This window comes from Chitinophaga sp. CF418 (genome assembly GCF_900142925.1).
GTDB lineage: Bacteria > Bacteroidota > Bacteroidia > Chitinophagales > Chitinophagaceae > Chitinophaga.
In genome coordinates, this window is sequence record NZ_FRCN01000019.1 from 108,141 (window position 1) to 128,231 (window position 20,091).

Annotated in this window: 20 protein-coding genes; 13 read left to right on the forward strand and 7 right to left on the reverse strand. The window is 46.9% G+C overall.

The window, feature by feature from the left end; all coding sequences use genetic code 11:
• Positions 1-751 precede the first annotated feature (751 nt).
• The 5 genes from F3I09_RS31830 to F3I09_RS31850 all read right to left on the reverse strand — a co-directional run bounded on the left by F3I09_RS31830 (position 752) and on the right by F3I09_RS31850 (position 4,097).
• On the reverse strand, positions 752-1,333 hold the full coding sequence (locus F3I09_RS31830) for a histidine phosphatase family protein (protein ID WP_149699095.1): 582 nt from the start codon (positions 1,331-1,333) through the stop codon (positions 752-754).
• A gap of 59 nt (positions 1,334-1,392) precedes the next feature.
• Entirely contained in the window at positions 1,393-2,061 is a 669-nt protein-coding gene (locus F3I09_RS31835; protein ID WP_149699096.1) for a response regulator transcription factor, read from the reverse strand.
• A gap of 62 nt (positions 2,062-2,123) precedes the next feature.
• A complete protein-coding gene (locus F3I09_RS31840; protein ID WP_149699097.1) occupies positions 2,124-2,864 on the reverse strand; it encodes a sensor histidine kinase in 741 nt (246 codons plus the stop codon).
• Between the two features lie 37 nt (positions 2,865-2,901).
• Positions 2,902-3,564: a hypothetical protein gene (locus F3I09_RS31845; protein WP_149699098.1), complete on the reverse strand. Its 663-nt coding sequence runs from the start codon at positions 3,562-3,564 to the stop codon at positions 2,902-2,904.
• A 23-nt stretch (positions 3,565-3,587) separates the two neighbouring features.
• Positions 3,588-4,097 (reverse strand): hypothetical protein, encoded by a 510-nt coding sequence (locus F3I09_RS31850; RefSeq protein ID WP_149699099.1) that lies wholly within the window; start codon positions 4,095-4,097, stop codon positions 3,588-3,590.
• A gap of 283 nt (positions 4,098-4,380) precedes the next feature.
• On the opposite strand from F3I09_RS31850, the gene F3I09_RS31855 reads away from it, so the two are divergent.
• Complete coding sequence (locus tag F3I09_RS31855; RefSeq protein WP_149699100.1) at positions 4,381-4,989, forward strand: helix-turn-helix domain-containing protein; 609 nt, start codon at positions 4,381-4,383, stop codon at positions 4,987-4,989.
• A gap of 44 nt (positions 4,990-5,033) precedes the next feature.
• Here F3I09_RS31855 and F3I09_RS31860 read toward each other — a convergent pair whose 3' ends face one another.
• Positions 5,034-6,491: a PLP-dependent aminotransferase family protein gene (locus tag F3I09_RS31860; RefSeq protein ID WP_149699101.1), complete on the reverse strand. Its 1,458-nt coding sequence runs from the start codon at positions 6,489-6,491 to the stop codon at positions 5,034-5,036.
• 149 nt (positions 6,492-6,640) lie between these two features.
• Here F3I09_RS31860 and F3I09_RS31865 point away from each other — a divergent pair, with 149 nt between their 5' ends.
• The 8 genes from F3I09_RS31865 (at position 6,641) to F3I09_RS31900 (ending at position 13,732) form a co-directional block, all read left to right on the forward strand.
• Positions 6,641-6,910 carry a helix-turn-helix transcriptional regulator gene (locus tag F3I09_RS31865; RefSeq protein ID WP_149699102.1) on the forward strand — a complete coding sequence of 90 codons (270 nt, stop codon included), beginning with the start codon at positions 6,641-6,643 and terminating at the stop codon, positions 6,908-6,910.
• 75 nt (positions 6,911-6,985) lie between these two features.
• Positions 6,986-7,594: a TetR/AcrR family transcriptional regulator gene (locus tag F3I09_RS31870; protein WP_149699103.1), complete on the forward strand. Its 609-nt coding sequence runs from the start codon at positions 6,986-6,988 to the stop codon at positions 7,592-7,594.
• A gap of 53 nt (positions 7,595-7,647) precedes the next feature.
• A complete protein-coding gene (locus F3I09_RS31875) occupies positions 7,648-8,889 on the forward strand; it encodes a TolC family protein (protein WP_223233454.1) in 1,242 nt (413 codons plus the stop codon).
• Positions 8,890-8,907: 18 nt separating this feature from the next.
• A complete protein-coding gene (locus F3I09_RS31880) occupies positions 8,908-9,840 on the forward strand; it encodes an HlyD family secretion protein (protein WP_149699104.1) in 933 nt (310 codons plus the stop codon).
• Positions 9,841-9,842: 2 nt separating this feature from the next.
• Complete coding sequence (locus F3I09_RS31885; RefSeq protein WP_149699105.1) at positions 9,843-10,766, forward strand: ABC transporter ATP-binding protein; 924 nt, start codon at positions 9,843-9,845, stop codon at positions 10,764-10,766.
• Positions 10,759-11,502, forward strand: coding sequence for an ABC transporter ATP-binding protein (locus tag F3I09_RS31890; protein ID WP_149699106.1), 744 nt, complete (start codon positions 10,759-10,761; stop codon positions 11,500-11,502). The genes F3I09_RS31885 and F3I09_RS31890 overlap by 8 nt, the downstream gene beginning before the upstream one ends.
• A gap of 11 nt (positions 11,503-11,513) precedes the next feature.
• The gene (locus tag F3I09_RS31895; RefSeq protein ID WP_149699107.1) at positions 11,514-12,620 is read left to right on the forward strand and encodes an ABC transporter permease; all 1,107 of its coding nucleotides are present in this window, start codon (positions 11,514-11,516) and stop codon (positions 12,618-12,620) included.
• Positions 12,617-13,732, forward strand: a complete 1,116-nt coding sequence (locus tag F3I09_RS31900; protein WP_149699108.1) for an ABC transporter permease — start codon at positions 12,617-12,619, stop codon at positions 13,730-13,732. The genes F3I09_RS31895 and F3I09_RS31900 overlap by 4 nt, the downstream gene beginning before the upstream one ends.
• 67 nt (positions 13,733-13,799) lie before the next feature.
• Here the strand turns inward: F3I09_RS31900 and F3I09_RS31905 are convergent, their stop codons facing one another.
• Positions 13,800-15,227 (reverse strand): PLP-dependent aminotransferase family protein, encoded by a 1,428-nt coding sequence (locus F3I09_RS31905; RefSeq protein WP_149699109.1) that lies wholly within the window; start codon positions 15,225-15,227, stop codon positions 13,800-13,802.
• Positions 15,228-15,645: 418 nt separating this feature from the next.
• Here F3I09_RS31905 and F3I09_RS31910 point away from each other — a divergent pair, with 418 nt between their 5' ends.
• From F3I09_RS31910 to F3I09_RS31925, 4 genes are all read left to right on the forward strand, one after another.
• Positions 15,646-16,176 carry a helix-turn-helix transcriptional regulator gene (locus F3I09_RS31910; RefSeq protein ID WP_188134038.1) on the forward strand — a complete coding sequence of 177 codons (531 nt, stop codon included), beginning with the start codon at positions 15,646-15,648 and terminating at the stop codon, positions 16,174-16,176.
• A 172-nt stretch (positions 16,177-16,348) separates the two neighbouring features.
• Positions 16,349-17,440 (forward strand): DNA-3-methyladenine glycosylase, encoded by a 1,092-nt coding sequence (locus F3I09_RS31915; RefSeq protein WP_149699111.1) that lies wholly within the window; start codon positions 16,349-16,351, stop codon positions 17,438-17,440.
• Positions 17,441-17,599: 159 nt separating this feature from the next.
• The gene (locus tag F3I09_RS31920; protein WP_223233455.1) at positions 17,600-18,136 is read left to right on the forward strand and encodes a methylated-DNA--[protein]-cysteine S-methyltransferase; all 537 of its coding nucleotides are present in this window, start codon (positions 17,600-17,602) and stop codon (positions 18,134-18,136) included.
• A 515-nt stretch (positions 18,137-18,651) separates the two neighbouring features.
• Positions 18,652-20,058: a pyridoxal-dependent decarboxylase gene (locus F3I09_RS31925; protein ID WP_149699112.1), complete on the forward strand. Its 1,407-nt coding sequence runs from the start codon at positions 18,652-18,654 to the stop codon at positions 20,056-20,058.
• Positions 20,059-20,091: the final 33 nt, after the last annotated feature.

Consider the following 20,091-nt stretch of genomic DNA (forward strand, 5'->3'; position numbering starts at 1 on the left):
CGTACTTCAAATAACTAATGCCAGTGATTCCCACCTGCCCGCTCGCTGCGTACGGTCTCAAAAATAATAGTAGGAAGCCTATACAGTAAGACCTCTATGCGGAGGAAAGCATTGACAGCATAGTATTAATGGATACCATGTTTTGTGAGTCGAACTTTTATGACAATCCCGACCGGACCTTTCCATCCGCACCCCAAGGGGCAGACTTCGCTTAAGATGGCCTTGAGATTCGGTGGAGACTATAGCCTATAGGCTCTCTACTATAGCATTATAGGCACTGTTCTATAGCCAACGCTATACAAAAGCCGGTGTAATGCAGGACTAGAGAGCCTATAGGCTATAGGCTCCACCGAATCTTAAGCGAATACATACACTTGGGATACTTTCCGGGGGCGCATAACCGGATCATTCGCTGCAATCGGCTCCGTAGGTGCCGTGTGTTTGTAGCCCGGGGTTTCAACCCCGGGATTCTGAACAGGCGTACACCCGGGAACGAAACGGATGATAACCCCGGGATTCTGAACGTGCGTACACACGGGAACGACCCGGGTAATACCCCCCGGGATTCTAAACAGGCGTACACCCGGGAACGAAACGGATGATAACCCCGGGATTCTGAACAGGCGTACACCCTGGAACGAAACGGGTGATAACCCCCTGGATTCTGAACGGGCGTATACCCGGGTACGAAAACGGGTTTCAACCTGGAAATAAAATGAGGAAATAAAATAGAAAATGGGGGGAATAAAACCTACACCTCACTCAAATGTGCCGTACAATTGTACAGCTCACATTCCCATTGGTCATCATTCACCGTAAAACGGGTAACGGAAGTATTTTTAAGGTTTGACTCCTGTACAAGGGTGGGCGCGAGTTTACGAAGCAGGTAACGGATAAAACTGCCGTGGCTCACCAGGAGGATATGTTTTCCGGCATGTTCCTTCAGCAGCTCATCCAGGAAGTCCATGCCACGGCCCAATATGGACTGTTCCGTTTCCATGCCCAGTTCCAGCTGCCGCCAGCCTGCGCCCCACCGGGCAATCCTGTCGGCTTCGGTAGTGCCTTCGGTTTGTCCGCCGGATACTTCCATCAGGCGTCTGTCCTGGCGTACATCAGCAATACCCAGCCCGGCAGCGATGATCTCGCCGGTTTGCCGTGCACGTGATAAATGACTGGTGTAGATCAGGTCCCAATGTTCATCGGAGAGGCGGATAGCCAGTTTGCGGGCCTGTTCAAGCCCTTCTGTATCCAGGGGAATATCTGTGCTGCCCTGCATTTTTCCTTCTTTATTCCATGCAGTACTTCCGTGACGGATCAGGGCTATACGTGTCATAGGCACTCTTATCTGTTGGTTGCCGCAAATATACGCACAGATTGCCAGTAATGAAAGCGTTAAAGCAGTTCAGCCTCGCTGATCAGATTGTTTTTCAATGCAAACACCACTACACCGGCTGTATTTTTCACATTCATTTTTTCCAGTATACGGGTGCGGTGCCCTTCGACGGTACGCTTGCTCAGGAAGATCTTTTCGCCTATTTCCTGGGCGGTAAACTGCTGGCAAATGAGGCGGATGATCTCTTTCTCACGGTCGGTGAATGTAACAGGGGCATTGTCCCGGGAAGGGTTGAAACGGCTTCTGACAATCATTGAAGCCAGCCTGGCAGAGGTTTGTTTACAGTAAAAGATGTTGTCTTCATATACACTGTTAATGGCCTCAATGATCTCCTGTTTGTCTGCATTCTTTAACAGGTAACCTTTGGCGCCGGCTTCCAGCATTTCCACGATCAGCTCTTCTTCATCGAACATGGAAAGGGCGATGATCCTGATATGAGGTAATCGCTGTAAGAGGGTACGGGTGGCCGTAATGCCGTCCATTAAAGGCATCTTCAGATCTGTCATGACTACATCTGCTTCGACAGTTTCAAGTAGTTCCAGTAATTCCCTGCCATTGTTGGCTTGTCCCACAAGGGTAATGTCAGGTTGCCTCGAAAGCATTAGTGCGAGTCCGTCACGGAAAATTTCATGATCGTCAGCTATCACTAATCGGATGTCGTGATTCATTTGAATGTAAGAATTGGGGTACGGAGTTGTCTCTCTGAAATCTCAGTGCATGTAAAGTTACATTATCCCACGGGAATTTTTACGAAATAGTTGGTACCCTGACCGGGCACGGAATCAATGGATAATGAGCCTCCTAAAATATCTGTGCGGATAGCCAGGCTTTTCATTCCCAGTCCGGACGATTCTGATCTGGCTTTTTTGACATCAAATCCGATCCCGTTCTCCCTGATCAGCACCAGGTAAAAACCTTGCTCTCTGGTAAGTGCAATCTGCAGCTGTGTGGCTTTTGCATGCTTCAGCGTATTGTGGGTGATCTCCTGGATGATGCGGAAAATATGGATTTCTTTTTCAGGTGGAATATTTATCTGTCCTGAGGTGTGGAACTTTATTTCCAGCGGCTGCTTATCGGATAACTGTCGTATGAATTCATGCAGTGCTTCCGTCAGTCCTTTGCGTTCCAGCGTGGCCGGCAGGAGATTGTGCGAGATCTGCCGGAGGCCGCGGATCACTTCATCAATGTAACCGGACGATTTTGCAATGATTGTCCCGTCCCGTTCATCGGCTACTGCAATACTGTGAATGTTCAGTTTGATGGTGGAAAGCAAGGGCCCCATACTGTCATGCAGGTCTGCTGCGATCCTTTTCCGCTCATTCTCCAGGATGGTGATCTCGGCTGTAATACGCTCCCGCTGCAGCTGTATATAACGGCGGTGATACAACACGATGGATACCACGAAGAACAGGATAATCACAGCTATCAGCACTGAAATAAATATCGTGATATAGAATATTTTATCGTCCATGGGGCATTATCATTTTGAGGCATCAGGTGCCGGCATGCTATGCATCAAAATGTTTGTTAAAGTAGTAGGATGATTTAACAGGTATGCATAGAACTGCTATAGCATAGATCAAATTTACAAAAGCGTTGATATAATTAAACATAAAAATGACGCGTAAGGACAGCACCGTGTCCGACCCGATGAACAGGGACGCCTCATAGATAATCTGGTAAATGAAGATGATGATAAATCCCATGCACACCAGGAAACGCGCATTCCGGAAGAGCGACTTGTTATCTTTTACGATCAGGTAGTTGATTTCGTTGATGCTGAGCAGCACCGTTACAAAAGCGTAGGTGACGCGGAAATAGGGACTGAAGGTTTCGATCTTGTTGAAGATGATATTTTCTGTGGTCCAGACAGCGGCAAAACCGAATAATAATCCGATAAAGAGCAGCCGTTTTCGTTTCAGCGCTCCCCATACAAAGAACTGGTACAAGATCACGACAGATTCGGCCAGCCCGTAGAGGTTCGACGGAACGGCATTGCTGGTTTCCAGTAGGCTGATGCAAATGAAACTGATCGTCTCCGAAAGGAAGGCCAGTGAGAGCAGCAGGAGAAAGGGCTGAAAGCTTGCAACGGTCCTGTTGAAGCGGATCAGCCCTATCACTAAAGGAATAATAACCAGCTGGCTTACCAGAAAAGCGCCTAAATTATTCATCAGGAACAGGATGATAACAGTAATTATAATACGGCTTTGCAGAGTGGCGGACAGCGCTGGCCGCTTTCCATTGCCTGTTCCATAGTGGACGCTTTAGCCGGTTGTATGCCTGGTATATTGGCCGCTTTATCGCGCGATACCAGTGTGGTAAGAATGTCGGTTCCGGAAGAATCAACGGGCAGTAATACCATCCTTATCTGTCCTTTTTCATCCTTACCCATATAAATGCGGAGTCCCGTTGCGCCTTTGGCATTGAGGATGGCGGCAATCGCGTGACGGTTAAAAGTTTCCCCATCAGGAATGTTAAATGCGCTATCAAGATAGTTGCCTGGTAATTTGCTCTGGAGTTCTTTTCTTCCGGCAAGGAAACCCTGACGCAGGCGGCGGGCTTCATCGATCGGAATCACATGTTCAATGGCCTTAGCCTTATCTAGCGGAATGTCTCGCTGTTCCTCATGACGGGTGGTACATTTTGTAAATGCTGCAAGGAGAACGGCAGCAGAAAAGAAACGTAGGAAATTACGATGCTTCATACATAGCGGTTTTATGATGATTGAATATGTAAACTACCTGATACGACCGGAAATGAGCCGGGTAGAAATGCTGAAAATAAAACGTATAAATACCTGATATATAGTCGTGCTTGTGACAGTGCGTGAAATCATCGTGATGTAATGGGGTATCGTTAATGTAGCTAAAGATAAATCAAAAAAACGTATCACCGGAACCGGGCCAGAATATTGAAAAAATTCTAATATCTGGTACTTATACAAGTAGTGGAGACGAGCTATTTTTGCGCTCCTTTTTACATTGACAATGAAAAAAACATCAGGGTTCAGTCCTGAGCAACAACTGACCTCGCTTGATGCGCGGTTGTTATTATCCTTACAAAGGCTCAGCGACATGCTAAAGGCTATCCAGTGGGAACAGGCAAGGATCCTGGGAATCACCCCTTTACAATTACAGATATTGCTTTTCACCGGGCATCATACGGCAGCAGTCAACAAAGTAGCTTACATCGCTATGGAACTGCAACTAAGCCGTCCTACCGTCAGCGATGCTGCTGCGGCGCTGGTAAGCAAAGGACTGTTGCGCATGGAAGATGACCTGAGAGACAGGCGTAGTTATTCTTTCCTCCTTACAAATACTGGTCTGGAAGTACTGGAGCAGGCTGAGAAGTATACAGCAGAACTATATGCTATCGTGGGGAAAAGACCCTCGCGGGAAAAAATGAACCTGTACCAGTCTGTCTTTACGATCATCGCCGGACTAAGTAACGAGAAAGGAGGGATGCAGCGGATGTGCTATAACTGCTCCCACTATGAAGGAAATAAGAAAAGACAACATGGATGCCGCCTGCTTCAGAAGAAATTGACATCAGCAGAATTGCAGATCGACTGCATGCATCATTCTACTTTATCGTAGCCATAAAAAAGAGCAATATCATATCAATATCAGATAGAGGATATTTATAACTGTTGTATCACCTTTGCCAGTTTTCCAAGCCCTTTAATGATCATGGGCTCTTCCAGTGAGGCATAGCCTAGTCTCAGACCGGGTGCACTACTGTATTGTGGTGTATAATAACTCAGCGGATTGACCAGATTCATACCGGCAGATTGCACTTTCCGGAGCAGCTGTTCGGCTTCCACCTCTTTGTGTAATTGCAGCCAGATGGCCAGCCCTCCCTGCGGACGCGTATAATGCGCCTGTCCTGCAAAGATGGAATGTACGATACTGTTAGCCAGTTCCAGTCTTTTCATATATACGTACCTGGTATTGTGGATATGCCTGCGGATATCGCCTGCGGCCATGAGATTGGCGATAGCTTGTTGCAGTACAGGATCTCCTTCATGATTCACGATACTACGGTATGCCGACAGGGAGTTGATAAAGGCAGCTGGTCCGCATACAAAGCTGACAGGCAGTGTATGCATGACAGAGCCTATATAGATAACATTGTCTGCATGCTCCATACCCGCGAGGGGAATATGATGTGTATGGAAGTGGTACTCGTGGTCATAATCATCTTCTATGATCACAAAGTTGTATTGTTTGCTCAATGCCAGTAGCTGCATCCGCTTTTCTACCGATAGGGTAGTGGTGGTAGGATACTGATGATGCGGCGTGATGTACAGCGCTTTTAAAGGTGTGATGCGGCAGCGTGCTTCCAGCTCGTCCATATTAATCCCATACTGACCGGAAGGAATGTAATGCAGCTGTGCGCCGGCTACCTTAAAGGCCTGCCAGGCAGGCTGATATCCCGGATGTTCAACAGCAACATGATCTCCCGGCAATAACAATGTTTGTGCGGTCAGGTATAGGGCCATCTGCATGCCGTGGGTAATGCAGATATTCTCCGTAGTAACTGCCAGTCCCCGGTCATTGTTCAGCATTGTATTCACCTCCTGCAACAACAGCTCATTTCCTCTTTCGGTGTTATTACTGAATATCTGCCGCTGGTTTTCCTGCTGGAACAACCGCCGGCATTCCCGGCTGATCTCTGCAACAGGGATCAGGCTCAGGTCGGGACGACCATCGTCAAATATGATATCGTAATTACCGCTGGGATTGGATGGAGAAAGGGAGATGTTCACATGACGGAAAGGGATATGTAAAGAGGGCTTCGGAGGAGCTTCCTGTCCTGGCGGCCCTTTTTGTCCTGCCGGCATACTGTCGCTTACACGGGTGCCACTCTTGTATTGAGAGGTGAGCCATCCGGCAGCGGTTAGCTGGTCATATGCAAGAATAACGGTATTCCTGTTCACTTTTAATTGCTGGGCCAGCACCCGTGAACCCGGCAGTAATGCACCCGGAAGCAGCCTTCCCCGCATTATTTCATTGATAATATACGCTTTGATCTGTTGATATATTGGCTCTTTGCTGTTAAACGACAGCTGGATCTGCACGTGTCTGTAACTCTTCATGGCTGGCAATAAGGTATCTTGTCATATACGCAGGGGTTGCCGTAGACGGTTGTTAATTTTTGTTAATGAAAAAAAATAATTATAAGTATGAGTTCGCTAACAGCGCCCGGTAATTTTCGCAGACATTGAAAAATATCTATTTTTACAAAATGGATGCAGTTACGATAGAGAAAGCAGCAAACGCTATAGCTGATAAGCACCGGTTATCCATTATACTGGCGGCGTCCCGGCAAAACGCCATTCAGTGCTGTGAAATTACAGAACTCACTGGTTTGTCTCAACCCACTGTGTCTCACCATATTAAGATCCTGGTAGATAGTGGGCTACTCATATATGATAAGACCGGCCGGAATGTTCAGTTAACCATTAATAAGGAGATGATGAGGTTCCTTTCTTCCTTTTTCGGACAGCTAAGCTGATTTTATTTTTGTTTTGGTAGATTGATATCTCCCTATTACCTTTGTTTAACCAGATGGTTAAATCATGTAGTTTAAATGGCACAAGAAAGAAATACGGAGGAATTGATCATAGAAGCAGCCAAGAAGATCTTTGTAAAACGTGGCCTGGCTGGCGCACGTATGCAGGACATTGCAGATGAAGCGGGTATTAACAAGGCCATGCTGCATTATTACTACCGGAGTAAGGAAAAGCTGTTTGAGATAGTGTTCAATGAGGCATTCTCAAAGGTATTAGGCCGGTTGGGCAATATCCTGAACCAGCCGATGCCATTGGAGGAGAAGATCAGAACGCTGGTGGAAAATTATATCGCCAACATTGCCGAAACGCCGTATCTGCCCATCTTTGTATTGAATGAAATAAATCAGCAGCCGGAGATGATGGTGAAAAGAGTCAGCTCGCAGCCTGCATTTCCCGACATGATGCTCTTTATGAAGGAAATAATCGAAGCGGGTAAAAAAGGGATCATCAGAGAGGTCAGTCCGGTGCAGTTATTCCTGAATATAGTATCCATGTGCATCTTTCCTTTTGTGGCAAGGCCGCTGATACAGGGCATTTTCCTGCAGGACAATGTACAGTTTGATATGCTGATAGAAGAACGTAAGAAACTGGTGGGGGATGTCATTATCTCCTGGTTAAAGCCTTAGGGGCTTTTTTTTGATCTGTAATTAACCAGATGGTTAAAATAAATAGTTAGCAAATGATGAAGTATCTCGTATGGGCCATACTGTTATGCACTAGGCCCGTCATGGCGCAAACAACGCTGACATTGGAGGATTGTTACCAGCTGGCACAGAAGAACTACCCGCTTATTAAACAGCGGGAGCTGATCAGCAGTACGGGCAATTACACAGTGGCCAACGCAGCCAAAGGGTATCTGCCGCAACTCACCTTTTCCGGACAGGCCACTTACCAGTCGCAGGTGGTGGAGATCCCTGTTCCCGGCGCTCCTCAGTTAAGTAAGGACCAGTATAAGCTACAGGCGGAAGTAACGCAGACTATTTTCGACGGAGGGAATATCCATTACCAGAAAGAGCTGAGTAAGGCCAATACCGCCATCCAGCAGCAACAGCTGGAGGTGAGCCTCTACAACATCAGGGACAGGGTGAGCCAGCTCTTTTTCGGCATCCTTCTTATAGACGAGCAACTGCGGCAGAACGAGTTGCGGATGGAAGACATCCGGAGCGGGATACATAAAACTGAGGGAGCGGTGAATAATGGCACAGCCCTCCGCAGCAATCTGGATGAACTGAAAGCGGAATTGCTGAACACCGAGCAGTTGCGTGTTCAGCTAAAAGCCAGCCGGCAGGCCTACCTGCAGGTACTGGCACTGTTCATCAACCAACCCTTGGACGATCAGACCCGGCTTACGAGACCTGCGCCTACGACTATGCCTGCAGAGATCCGCCGGCCTGAACTTCTCCTGTACGACTACCAGCAGCGTAGTTATGATGTGCAGGAAAAACAGCTTAAAGTGAGCTACCTGCCTAAAGTCAGCGCCTTTGTACAGGGTAGTTACGGACGGCCAACGCTGAACTTTGTAAGTAACGATTTTGGTTTCTATGGCCTGGGAGGTATCCGCTTCAGCTGGGGATTAGGCAGTCTTTATACCAATAAGAACAGCCGGCAGATACTGCACATCAGCAAGCAGGACGTGGATGTAAGGAAAGAGACATTCCTGTTCGATACCCGCCTGACCATGACGCGTCAGCAGATAGAAGCTACCCAGTATAACGATCTTATCCAGCAGGATGAAGAGATCATTGCACTGCGTACTTCCGTAAAAAAGGCCGCTGTAGCGCAACTGGAGAATGGTGTGATCACCTCACATGATTATATCAGTCATGTGAACGCTGAGAGTCAGGCCAGGCAAAACCTCATACTGCATGAGATCCAGCTGTTGCAGGTACAATACAATAACAGAAACACATCCGGTAACTAATAAATCGTCGTTTGATATATGAAATACTTATCTATTTCCGTGCTCATTTGTTTGTTGGCTGCCTGCTCAGGCAGGGAAACAGAGGCAGACGCTTCGGGCAACTTTGAGGCAGATGAAGTGATCGTGTCTGCACAACAGAACGGACAGCTCCTGTCATTTAACGTACAGGAAGGAGATACTTTGCGTGAAGGGGCCGTAGTGGGACAGATAGATGTCAACGGGCTGACCTTACAGAAAGAACAGGCAGAGGCGACTATCAATGCTTTAAGGGAGAAGACCACAGATCCGCAGCCACAACTGGCGTTGGTACGCAAACAGCTGGCAGTACAGGAGTCGCAGTTGAAGCAGTTATTGCATGAACAACAACGTACTGAGAACCTGGTAAAGGCAGATGCTGCTACGCCCAAGCAACTGGATGATATCAACGCAGCCGTAGACCAGTTACAGAAACAGCTGGTCGTGACCCGTCAGCAACTGACAGTAAATGAAACCAATGTTGCCGACAAGAACAGGAGTGTGCTGAGTGAAAAAGGACCATTGCAGAAATCACTGGCCCGCTATGATGATGAGATCAGGAAAGGAGTTGTTATCAATCCGGTGAAAGGCACTGTCCTGGCAAGATACGCATTACAGGGAGAGATGGCGGTAATAGGAAAGGCATTGTACAAGATAGCGGATACAGATACGCTGTTGCTGAAAGCATATATCACCGGTACGCAATTGCCGGAGATCAAACTGGGACAGGCGGTGAAGGTATTGATCGATGCGGGAGAGAAGGATTATAAAACCTATCCTGGTGTGATCTCTTATGTTTCCAGCAAGTCAGAGTTTACGCCTAAAACCATCCAGACAAAAGAAGAACGCGCTAATCTTGTATATGCCATCAAGATCCGTGTTCCCAATGATGGTTATCTGAAAATAGGCATGTTCGCTATCACTCAATTCCATTGATCATGGATACTGTTATACTTCAGCATGTGAGTAAATCATACGTCAAAGAGGGACCACCTGCTTTACAGGATGTATCGTTCTCTGTGAAAAAAGGAGAGCTGTTTGGGCTGATAGGTCCTGATGGTGCGGGTAAGTCAACCATCTTCCGCATCCTTACTACATTGCTGCTGTCAGATAAAGGAAGCGCTACTGTGGCAGGATATGATGTGGTGAAGAATTACCACGAAATCCGCAGCTGCGTGGGTTATATGCCGGGGAAGTTCTCACTCTACCAGGACTTGACGATCGAGGAGAATCTGCATTTTTTTGCCACACTGTTTGGCACTACGGTGGAAGCCAACTATGCACTGATCAAAGATATTTATGAGCAGATCGCTCCTTTCAAAAAGAGACGTGCCGGGAAGTTGTCGGGCGGTATGAAACAAAAGCTGGCGCTCTGCTGTGCATTGATACACCGGCCTGAAGTGCTCTTCCTCGATGAACCTACTACCGGTGTAGACGCTGTATCCCGCAAGGAATTCTGGGAGATGCTGCAACGCCTGAAAGCGGAGGGTATTACGATAGTTGTGTCTACTCCCTACATGGACGAAGCCAGTCTCTGTGAAAGGATTGCGCTGATACAAACCGGTCAGATACTTTCTATCAACACACCTGCCAATATCATCAAAGCGTATCCGGGCAAGTTGTATGCACTGATGGCTACAAAAGTACACCTGCTCCTGAAAGATACACGGCAGTATGCAGGCATCAATCTATGTTATGCAGCAGGAGATAAATTGCACCTGTCATTCAAAGATGATGGAAAGCATCATCCGGCCGGGTTGTTATCCTGGCTTGAAAGTAAGGGGCAGCAGGGTGTTCGTATTGAAGAGATCACACCAGATATAGAAGACTGTTTTATTGCTAAAACAAGCATCCATGAGTGAAAAGGCAATCGTCTGTAAAGACCTGACAAAGCGTTTCGGCGATTTCGTTGCGGTGAACCATATTTCGTTTGACGTTGACCAGGGAGAGATCTTTGGATTCCTGGGCGCCAACGGTGCCGGGAAAACAACCGCTATGCGTATGTTGTGTGGCTTGTCTTATCCTACTTCGGGAGAGGCTGCTGTAGCGGGGTATAATGTGTTCAAACAACAGGAGGAGATCAAACGTAACATCGGTTATATGAGTCAGAAATTCTCTTTATATGAGACGCTGACGGTGAAAGAGAACATCCGTTTTTATGGTGGTGTATATGGTTTGTCAGACAAGCAGCTGAAAGAGAAGGGCGATGAGCTGATCACAAAACTGGGTTTGGAGAAAGAAGCAAAAATGATGGTGGGCAGTCTGCCTTTAGGATGGAAGCAGAAGCTGGCATTCTCTGTAGCAATCATCCATCAGCCCAGGATTGTGTTCCTTGATGAACCTACCGGTGGTGTAGACCCTGTAACACGCCGGCAATTCTGGGACCTGATATACGATGCGGCCGGCAGTGGCATTACTGTCTTTGTGACAACACACTATATGGATGAAGCGGAATACTGTAACCGTATTTCCGTAATGGTAGATGGACGTATCGACGCACTGGACACACCTGCCAATCTCAAGAAGCAGTTTGATGCCACCTCTATGAATGAAGTATTTTATGCACTGGCCAGAACCGCAAAACGTTCTGCCGATTAAACAACATATACATGAAACAGTTCATGGTATTTGTCAGAAAAGAATTTTACCACGTATTCAGAGACAGGCGCACGTTGCTGATCCTGTTCGGATTGCCGGTAATGCAGATCCTGCTGTTCGGCTATGCGCTGACAACAGAAATAAAGAATGCGGAGATCATCGTGGTGGATCATGCTGGTGACGCCGCTTCGCAACAGCTCACTACAATGATTGCCGCCAGTAAATATTTTGATATCAATGCCAGCGTGACTTCTGATGAAGATATCTATAAGGCTTTCAAAAAAGGAAAGGTGAAATGTGCGGTAGTCTTTCCGATAGGATTCGGTAATGACCTGCTGCATGGACAGACCGCGCAGGTGCAGATCATTGCGGATGCTGCTGATCCTAATACAGCGAAGACGTTGACCAATTACCTCACGGCTATCATCGGCGACTATCAGCAGCAGATCAATCCCACCGCGAATATTCCCATGCGTATATCACCTGTCACCCGTATGCTGTACAATCCTGAGCTGAATGGTTCGATGAACTTTGTGCCTGGTGTGATGGCGCTGGTGCTGATGATCATTTGTACCACGCTGACGTCGGTGTCTATAGTGCGGGAGAAGGAGATGGGTACTATGGAAATATTGCTGGTATCTCCTTTTAAGCCTACCTACGTGGTATTGGCAAAAGCGGTGCCCTATCTGGCATTATCGCTGATAGATCTTATTATCATCCTGTTGCTGAGTGTATTTCTGCTGGATATGCCCATCAGGGGAAATATCGTACTGCTGTTCCTCGAAAGCACACTGTTTATCATCTGTTGTTTGTCGCTGGGGCTACTCATTTCCAGTGTTACCCGCACACAACAAATTGCGATGATGGTATCCATGATGGGAATGATGCTGCCGACTATCTTATTTACCGGCTTCATTTTTCCGCTGGAGAATATGCCATGGCCGTTGCGGGTCATCTCCAACCTGGTGCCCTCCCGCTGGTTCTATGTGATCATCAAGGCTGTCATGCTACGCGGGCTGGGGATAGGGGTGATATGGAAGGAGACGCTGGTATTGGCAGGGATGACCACTGCTTTGCTGATGATCAGTATTAAGAGCTTTAAAACACGTCTGTCATGAGAACACTGCGACTATTACTCGAAAAGGAATTCAGGCAGATATTCCGGGATAAGGGGCTTTTACCCATTCTATTTATCATGCCGATGGTGCAGTTGCTGATCATGCCACTGGCGGCCAATTTTGATGTGAAGAATATCAACCTGGTGGTAGTGGACAGGGATCATTCCACCTACACACAACAGATGGTGACGAAAATAGCTTCCTCCGGATATTTTCATATTGCTGGTTATTATAGCGACTATGCTCCGGCCTTGCATGAAATAGAAAGAGAAAATGCAGACATCATCCTGGAGATCCCCGCACACTTCGAAACGGACCTGGTGCGGGAGAGCAGGGCTGACGTCTATCTTGCCGCTGATGCTATCAACGGTACGAAGGCTGGACTGGGTACTGCTTATCTCAATACCATCCTGGGGGACTTCAACAACGAGATCCGTATGAGATGGTTACCGGCAAAGACGGCTGCAGTTGGTACGGTAGATGTGACTTATTCCAACTGGTTCAATCCGGAGATGAATTATCATCTCTACATGGTGCCGGGTATTCTGGTATTACTGGTGACAATGGTAGGCGGTTTTATTGCTGCGTTGAACATTGTAAAGGAAAAGGAGGTCGGTACGATAGAACAGATCAATGTAACACCTATTAAGAAATGGCAATTCATCATCGGAAAGATGATCCCTTTCTGGACGATCGGTATGGTGGATTTTACCCTGGGACTGTTGCTGGCGAGGTTTGTATATGGCGTTATTCCGCTGGGTAGCTTGTTGTTGTTATACAGTTTCCTGGCGATATATCTTGTGGCGCTGCTGGGGTTTGGTTTGTTGATATCTACGTACAGCGATAATCAGTTACAAGCTATGTTCGTAGCTTTCTTCTTCATCATGATCTTTATGCTGATGAGTGGATTGTTCATTTCAGTGGATAATATGCCGCCATGGGCGAAGATAATTACGAAGTTAACGCCGGTTACGCATTTTATTGATGTGGTGAGGATGATTGTACTGAAAGGTAGTCGTTTCAGTGATATTAAGATGCAGTTCCTGTATGAGATAGCGTTCGCTGTAGCGCTGAATGGCTGGGCAATCTGGAACTACCGTAAAACAGCATAAATCTTTTAGTATATACAGTTGTAGGTTTACGCAGGTGGCCGGGATAGTCTTATCCCGGCCTTACTATTTACGACATCTTCCGGATCAGTCGTCCTAATGTCTTTAAACCTTCATCTATCTGTTTGCTCCATGGATTGCTGAAGCTGATCCGCATACAGTTATTATAGCGTTCCTGCAGGGAGAAGATCCTGCCTGGCGCGAAGGATACTTTATGTTTTATGGCCTGTTCGTACAGTTCGTAAGTATTCACTTTGGGATGAAGTTCTACCCACAGTACAAAACCTCCCTGCGGACGGGACACACAGCAGTCTTCCGGGAAGTACTCCCTGATAGCTTGCAGGTGACGCATATATTGTGTATGCAGGGATTTTCTCATGCCCCTGAGGTGGTGCTCGTACCGGTCATTCTCCAGGAAGCACGCAATAGCGGCGCTGGGCAGGGATGGGGAAGAGATAGAGTGATGCCTTTTCAGGTTCAGTACTTTCTCTTTATATCTGCCAGGCACGGTCCATCCTACGCGGTATCCTGGCGCGAGTGATTTGGAGAATGAGTTGCAGAGCAGTACCAGTCCGTTGGTGTCGAATGTCTGGCAGACGCCGGGGCGTTCTTTGCCGAAGTACATGTCGCCGTAGATATCATCTTCGATGAGCGGGATGTCGTACTTTTCTAATAGTCTGACGAGTTCCTGTTTGTTGCAGTCAGGCATACAGGCTCCCAGTGGATTGGTGAAATTGGTGACGAACAGGCAGGCTTTGATTTTAAATTTCGGGATCGCTTTGTCGAGGTATTCCAGGTCTATGCCGGTACTGGGATGAGTGGGGACTTCCAGTACTTTTAATCCCAGGCTTTCTGCGAGCTGGAGCGAACCGTAATATGCGGGGCTTTCCAGTGCGATGGTGTCGCCTGGTTGTGTTACTGCGGAGAGGCAGAGTGTCAGGGCGTCCATACAACCATTGGTTGTTACAATATCATCTTCGCTGATAGCGCCGCCCCAGAGAATTGAGTTCCGGGCGATCTGTCTGCGGAGGTCGGCGTTGCCTTGCACTGGTTCGTATGCGATGCCGGCGTTGGGGGATTTGCGTAGTGCCTGTATCAGTGCTTTAGATATTTTAGCTGCGGGCAATAACGCTTCCGGTGGTGCGGCAGAGGCGAACCTGGTGATATTCTGCAGGCTCATATCCTGGGATACCTGTGTGATCATTTCATGCAGCGTCACTTCTGAAGGCTTTTTTACCGCTTCACATGCTTTAGGCATTTCCGGCATTCTGCGAGGGCTGAAGATCACGTAATAGCCTGATTTCGGGCGGGATTCTATCAGTCCTTTTGCTTCCAGGTGGTAATAGGCCTGGAAGGCTGTGCTCATACTCACGCCTTGTTCTTCGCTCATGGTGCGAACGGAGGGGAGTTTGTCTCCGATCTTCAAGACATCTTTGGAAATGAGTTGTTCCAGTTTGTCGGCGATCTGGAGGTAGAGATGTTCGGCTGTTTTTAGCATGATTGATCTGATATGGTTCAAAAGTAATGAAAATGCATCTGATATGGTTTGTTTTTTTTGGAGCTTGTGGTGATGGCCTGTTGTTAAGAAAATTGCGCTTGCGGTTGCAGGTGGGACCACGGGCTGTATCCCTTTTCGAGTCCTTGCTATTGGGCTTTATCAAGCGTGGTTGGCTTTGGGATCTTTATTAAACTCCCGTCAAGCGTATCAGCGCTCTCCAAGGGATAAGGCCCGTTGGTCTCCACCTGCAACCGTCCGCTACTTTGGAGTTGCGGTGGAGGAATGAACTGTTTTGAGGTTTTTATATTATGCATTATTGACGACGACTCCGTTTTCTTGCTAAGTTTCCTTATCAAGTGAAGATTTATTTTGCGCAACTGGAAAATTGCATAACTTTATGCAACTAAAAAATTGCATAATGGATGAACTATTTAAAGGCGTAGCTGATCCGGTACGCAGGGAGATCCTTTCCCTGTTACGTTTGCAGCCATTAAATGTGAATCAGATAAATGAACATTTTGGCGATATCAGCCGGCAGGCTGTATCCAAGCATCTGCAGTTTCTGGAGGATAGCGGCTGGATAAAGATCTATCAGGCAGGTAGGGAACGATACGGATATCTCAATAAGACTGCTTTCTATTCCCTTAAGGAATGGCTGGATGCTTATCTTCAATGGGGCCAGCAATCACTGAAGAATGATCATGGCGTTTTCCTGGAACCGACGGCTTATGAGAAAGGTGCTCCCCTGACACAGCCTGTAATGTTGCAGGCTATGCTGAGTAAGGATAAGGATTTTGATGGCCTGTTCTATAATGCTGTACGCACAACAGGTATCTTCTGCAAGCCGTCCTGTTCAGCAAATCCACGGCCTGATAACGTGACTTTTTATCTTACAAGAGAAGAAGCGCTGAAGAACGGTTATCGCGCCTGCAAACGGTGTAAACCGTAAAGCAGATGAGTGGTGGCGCCATGTTTTGAATATCATATGTTTGAGATAATACTTTCGAATGCCATAGGATGAGCTGTGTTGAATATGATGTTCGTGTGATCTTGGGGGCGTTCTGTATTATATCCGCTTTGGGTTACCGGTTGTTTAAATACCTAATTATTAATAACAATTCATGAGTCAGCAGACAGTTGTCAACATACCAATTACTGATCACGATAATTTTTCTTTTGCAGAATGTCTGGTCTTCCTGGGACGTTCGGAAAAGGAGTGCCTGCATTATGTAGAGGGAGGCGTGGTACAGAAAATGATCGTATCGAATGGTCAGCCGGTATTGGTAGAGATCAGTGATGACGCCGCATCAAAGGCTTTGCGCGTGACAGTCAGAAGTACGGGCGATAGGGCAAATGATTTGAATGGCTCAAATAGACTGAAGGAATTGAAGGGGCCGAGGGGCTTGAAAGGCTTGAATGACTTGAGTGGGGCAAATGAGTTGAGTGGATCAAATGATTTGAATGGCTCAAATAGACTGAAGGAATTGAAGGGGCCGAGGGGCTTGCAAGGCTTGAATGACTCGAATGACTCAATGAGCATCGATGAGGTATACATCCGCCGTTATATCAGTCATTGGTTGCACCTGGATGCGGATCTGCGATCATTCTATGACTTTGCAGCAAAAGATACTGTACTGGCTTCACTGGCAGCACGTTATAAGGGATTGAGGCTGATAGGCATTCCGGACCTGTTTGAAGCCCTGACATGGAGCATTACCGGACAGCAGATCACATTGGGTTTTGCCTATACACTACGCCAACGATTTATTCAGGCTTTTGGGCATCACGCTGTCATTGATGGGAAAGACCATTATGTTTATCCTCACCCTTCTGTAATTGCGGCATTAGAACCTGCATCACTGATCAGTATGCAGTTTTCCCGCAGTAAGGCAGATTACATCATCCGGTTGGCTCAATCCATGACAGACGGACACCTGACGGCAGAACAGCTGGAGAATATGGACTATCAGCAGGCCAGAGAGCATCTGATATCGTTCCGTGGTATCGGAAACTGGTCGGCTAATTATGTGTTAATGAAATACCATCGCCATTACCAGGCATTGCCGTTGGAAGATGCCGGTTTACATAATGCATTGAAATATCAGCTGCAACTGTCTTCAAAGCCCTCTCTGGCAGATGTAAAGACATATACACAACATTGGAAAGAGCATGCAGCATATGCCACGTTTTATTTATGGCGGTCACTTTACTAAATAGTGTATACTGAAATGATGTAGCTGAAACGAGACGCTTAAGTCATATGACCATGTAACTGAAGCCATAGGACTGAAATGATATAACAGCAATCATATGACTGAAACTACTTTACTGAAACCATATAACTGAACATATAATCCATAATACTGAACAACATGATAACGTCTCACATACCACCAAAGATGCCATCAGATGCGGGATTAGAGATGCCATCACATATACATACTCTTGCAACTCCGGTAGGACCACTTACTATTATTGGTGATGCGCATGCTATCAATACATTGACTTTCAAAGAGGGAATATCAATTACCCATGATCCATTGCCGGATACATTGTTACAGTGCATAGAAGAGCTGGAAGCATATTTCGCAGGAAGTCTGCAACAATTCACTTTTCCCATTGCGCAGCCTGGAACGGAGTTTCAACAAACAGTGTGGCAACAACTGACGATGATCCCATATGGTCAGACTATATCATACCTGCAGTTGGCGAAACGGATCAACAATCCCAAAAGCATCCGGGCAGTAGGTACTACAAATGGTAAGAACAGGATAGCGATCGTAGTACCGTGTCATAGGGTGATAGGCAGTGACGGTTCTCTCACCGGTTATGCCGGAGGGATCTGGCGTAAGAAATGGTTGTTGGAGCATGAGATGAAGCAGAAGTTTGGATCATTGGAGTTATTCTGATATGGGAGATAGAGATATGGAAAACAAATAATGACCTGCAGAATAACGCATCAAAGAGGGTTGTTGCAGAAGTTTTATTATTAAGAGGAACACAGTGCAGCGAAGGGTTTCAGATGGAGATGAAGGGCATTAGCCCTTGGAGAGCCTTGATACGCCTGACGGGAGTTTAATAGAAATTACAAAGCCAACCACGCTTGATAATGCTCAATAGTAAGGGCTCGGAAAGGGGTACAGCCCGGAATCTCTCATCTGAAACCAAAGCGGCACGGTCAAACCGCATCATTAACCAGCAAAAAAGTCGCACAAAGAAAACCACATTTACCGCCTCCAAAGCAAACCGTAAGAAAACAAAACAGCCAAACAAAATAAATCAAAACATTACGAAACGCTAAACTAATCAAGCTGCTAAATTCCCAATCTGATCTGGTCAAAAATCACAAAACTGAATCTGTTTTATATCCCGAATTTATTTCAATTTTGAAGTCTCATTCCCATAATAGTTAAATCAACCTCGGATGAATCAGTTATTACGCCAGGATCTAAACCAAGTTGACGCCTTCCTTCAAGAAGTAAAAGACTACAGCGTATCTTTTTTATCAAAGATAGACGCACTGCCGGTGAAATCCGCCAGCGCCGCATTTGAGCGTTTAGAACTACCACGAAAGGGAATGGGAGCGAAGAACACATTGTTACAATTCAACGAACGGTATGGACAACACCTTACCGGCAATAGCGGCGCACGCAACTGGGGATTTGTAACAGGTGGCGCAACAGTACCGGCAATAGCCGGCGACTGGCTCACAGCAGTTTTCGATATGAATGCCGCGGATAAGGATACGGCACCATTACAGATAGAAACGGAAACCATTGCAATGCTCCGGCAACTGTTCGGGTTGCCGGAAGCATTTTCCGGATGCTTCGTGACAGGAGCTACCATGGCTAATTTCGCAGGCCTCGCCATCGCAAGGCAATGGCTTGGAATACAACTGGGAGTAGACGTGGCCCAGGAAGGAATGGCCGCTTTGGCAAATGTGAAGATCATCTCCTGCACACCACATTCCAGTACGATAAAATCCCTGGCAATGTTGGGATTCGGAAGAAATGCCATACTGAAGTTATCCAGTCTGCCGGAAAGAGAAGCGATTGATATAACGGTATTGGAGAATTATCTGAAAGCACACAAAGGCGAACCACTGATCGTTGTAGCCAGCGCAGGTACTGTCAATACCGTAGACTTTGATGATCTCGAAGCCATTGCCAGACTAAAAAAGGAATACGGCTTCTGGTTGCATATAGATGCTGCATTCGGCGCCTTCGCCGCCTGTGTGCCGGAGTACAGTCATCTGCTAAACGGTTGGGAAGCGGCAGACAGTATTACGATCGACGCACATAAATGGCTAAACGTTCCTTATGATGCCGCGATGATCTTCACCCGCCATCCACAGCTGCAGCTCGATACATTTAAGAATGCTGGCGCTGCTTACCTGGGAGATCCGGCTAAGGACTTTAAATATAGTAACTACACACCTGAAAACTCGCGACGACTGCGTGCACTGCCCGCCTGGTATTCGCTGATGGCCTATGGAGCGGACGGTTATGCTGATATCGTGAGTAATAATATACAGTTAGCACGGCAGCTGGGAGCACTGATACAAGAGAACGACGCATTCCGTTTACTGGCGCCTGTCAGATTATGTGTGGTCTGTTTCACGTTGAATGTGGCCGACGAAGAGAAGCAGGCGGCTACAGATGCCTTGCTGAAGGCCCTGGATGATAGCGGACAAGTGATGATGACGTCTACAGTGTACCAGGGAGTGCCGGCCATCCGCGCAGCATTGGTAAACTGGCGTACTACAGAGAATGACCTCGCCATTGTGTGGGAGGAAATGAAACAGCAAACAGCAGCGCTGACAGTAAAATAACCTTCATAGGTATCGTTCACAACCAAAAACAAC

What these genes read in the sequence shown, in the direction of transcription:
- F3I09_RS31830 (WP_149699095.1), bottom strand. Translation starts at nt 1,333, where the DNA reads ATGACACGTATAGCCCTGATCCGTCACGGAAGTACTGCATGGAATAAA.
- F3I09_RS31835 (WP_149699096.1), bottom strand. Translation starts at nt 2,061, where the DNA reads ATGAATCACGACATCCGATTAGTGATAGCTGACGATCATGAAATTTTC.
- F3I09_RS31840 (WP_149699097.1), bottom strand. Translation starts at nt 2,864, where the DNA reads ATGGACGATAAAATATTCTATATCACGATATTTATTTCAGTGCTGATA.
- F3I09_RS31845 (WP_149699098.1), bottom strand. Translation starts at nt 3,564, where the DNA reads ATGAATAATTTAGGCGCTTTTCTGGTAAGCCAGCTGGTTATTATTCCT.
- F3I09_RS31850 (WP_149699099.1), bottom strand. Translation starts at nt 4,097, where the DNA reads ATGAAGCATCGTAATTTCCTACGTTTCTTTTCTGCTGCCGTTCTCCTT.
- F3I09_RS31855 (WP_149699100.1), top strand. Translation starts at nt 4,381, where the DNA reads ATGAAAAAAACATCAGGGTTCAGTCCTGAGCAACAACTGACCTCGCTT.
- F3I09_RS31860 (WP_149699101.1), bottom strand. Translation starts at nt 6,491, where the DNA reads ATGAAGAGTTACAGACACGTGCAGATCCAGCTGTCGTTTAACAGCAAA.
- F3I09_RS31865 (WP_149699102.1), top strand. Translation starts at nt 6,641, where the DNA reads ATGGATGCAGTTACGATAGAGAAAGCAGCAAACGCTATAGCTGATAAG.
- F3I09_RS31870 (WP_149699103.1), top strand. Translation starts at nt 6,986, where the DNA reads ATGGCACAAGAAAGAAATACGGAGGAATTGATCATAGAAGCAGCCAAG.
- F3I09_RS31875 (WP_223233454.1), top strand. Translation starts at nt 7,648, where the DNA reads ATGATGAAGTATCTCGTATGGGCCATACTGTTATGCACTAGGCCCGTC.
- F3I09_RS31880 (WP_149699104.1), top strand. Translation starts at nt 8,908, where the DNA reads ATGAAATACTTATCTATTTCCGTGCTCATTTGTTTGTTGGCTGCCTGC.
- F3I09_RS31885 (WP_149699105.1), top strand. Translation starts at nt 9,843, where the DNA reads ATGGATACTGTTATACTTCAGCATGTGAGTAAATCATACGTCAAAGAG.
- F3I09_RS31890 (WP_149699106.1), top strand. Translation starts at nt 10,759, where the DNA reads ATGAGTGAAAAGGCAATCGTCTGTAAAGACCTGACAAAGCGTTTCGGC.
- F3I09_RS31895 (WP_149699107.1), top strand. Translation starts at nt 11,514, where the DNA reads ATGAAACAGTTCATGGTATTTGTCAGAAAAGAATTTTACCACGTATTC.
- F3I09_RS31900 (WP_149699108.1), top strand. Translation starts at nt 12,617, where the DNA reads ATGAGAACACTGCGACTATTACTCGAAAAGGAATTCAGGCAGATATTC.
- F3I09_RS31905 (WP_149699109.1), bottom strand. Translation starts at nt 15,227, where the DNA reads ATGCTAAAAACAGCCGAACATCTCTACCTCCAGATCGCCGACAAACTG.
- F3I09_RS31910 (WP_188134038.1), top strand. Translation starts at nt 15,646, where the DNA reads ATGGATGAACTATTTAAAGGCGTAGCTGATCCGGTACGCAGGGAGATC.
- F3I09_RS31915 (WP_149699111.1), top strand. Translation starts at nt 16,349, where the DNA reads ATGAGTCAGCAGACAGTTGTCAACATACCAATTACTGATCACGATAAT.
- F3I09_RS31920 (WP_223233455.1), top strand. Translation starts at nt 17,600, where the DNA reads ATGATAACGTCTCACATACCACCAAAGATGCCATCAGATGCGGGATTA.
- F3I09_RS31925 (WP_149699112.1), top strand. Translation starts at nt 18,652, where the DNA reads ATGAATCAGTTATTACGCCAGGATCTAAACCAAGTTGACGCCTTCCTT.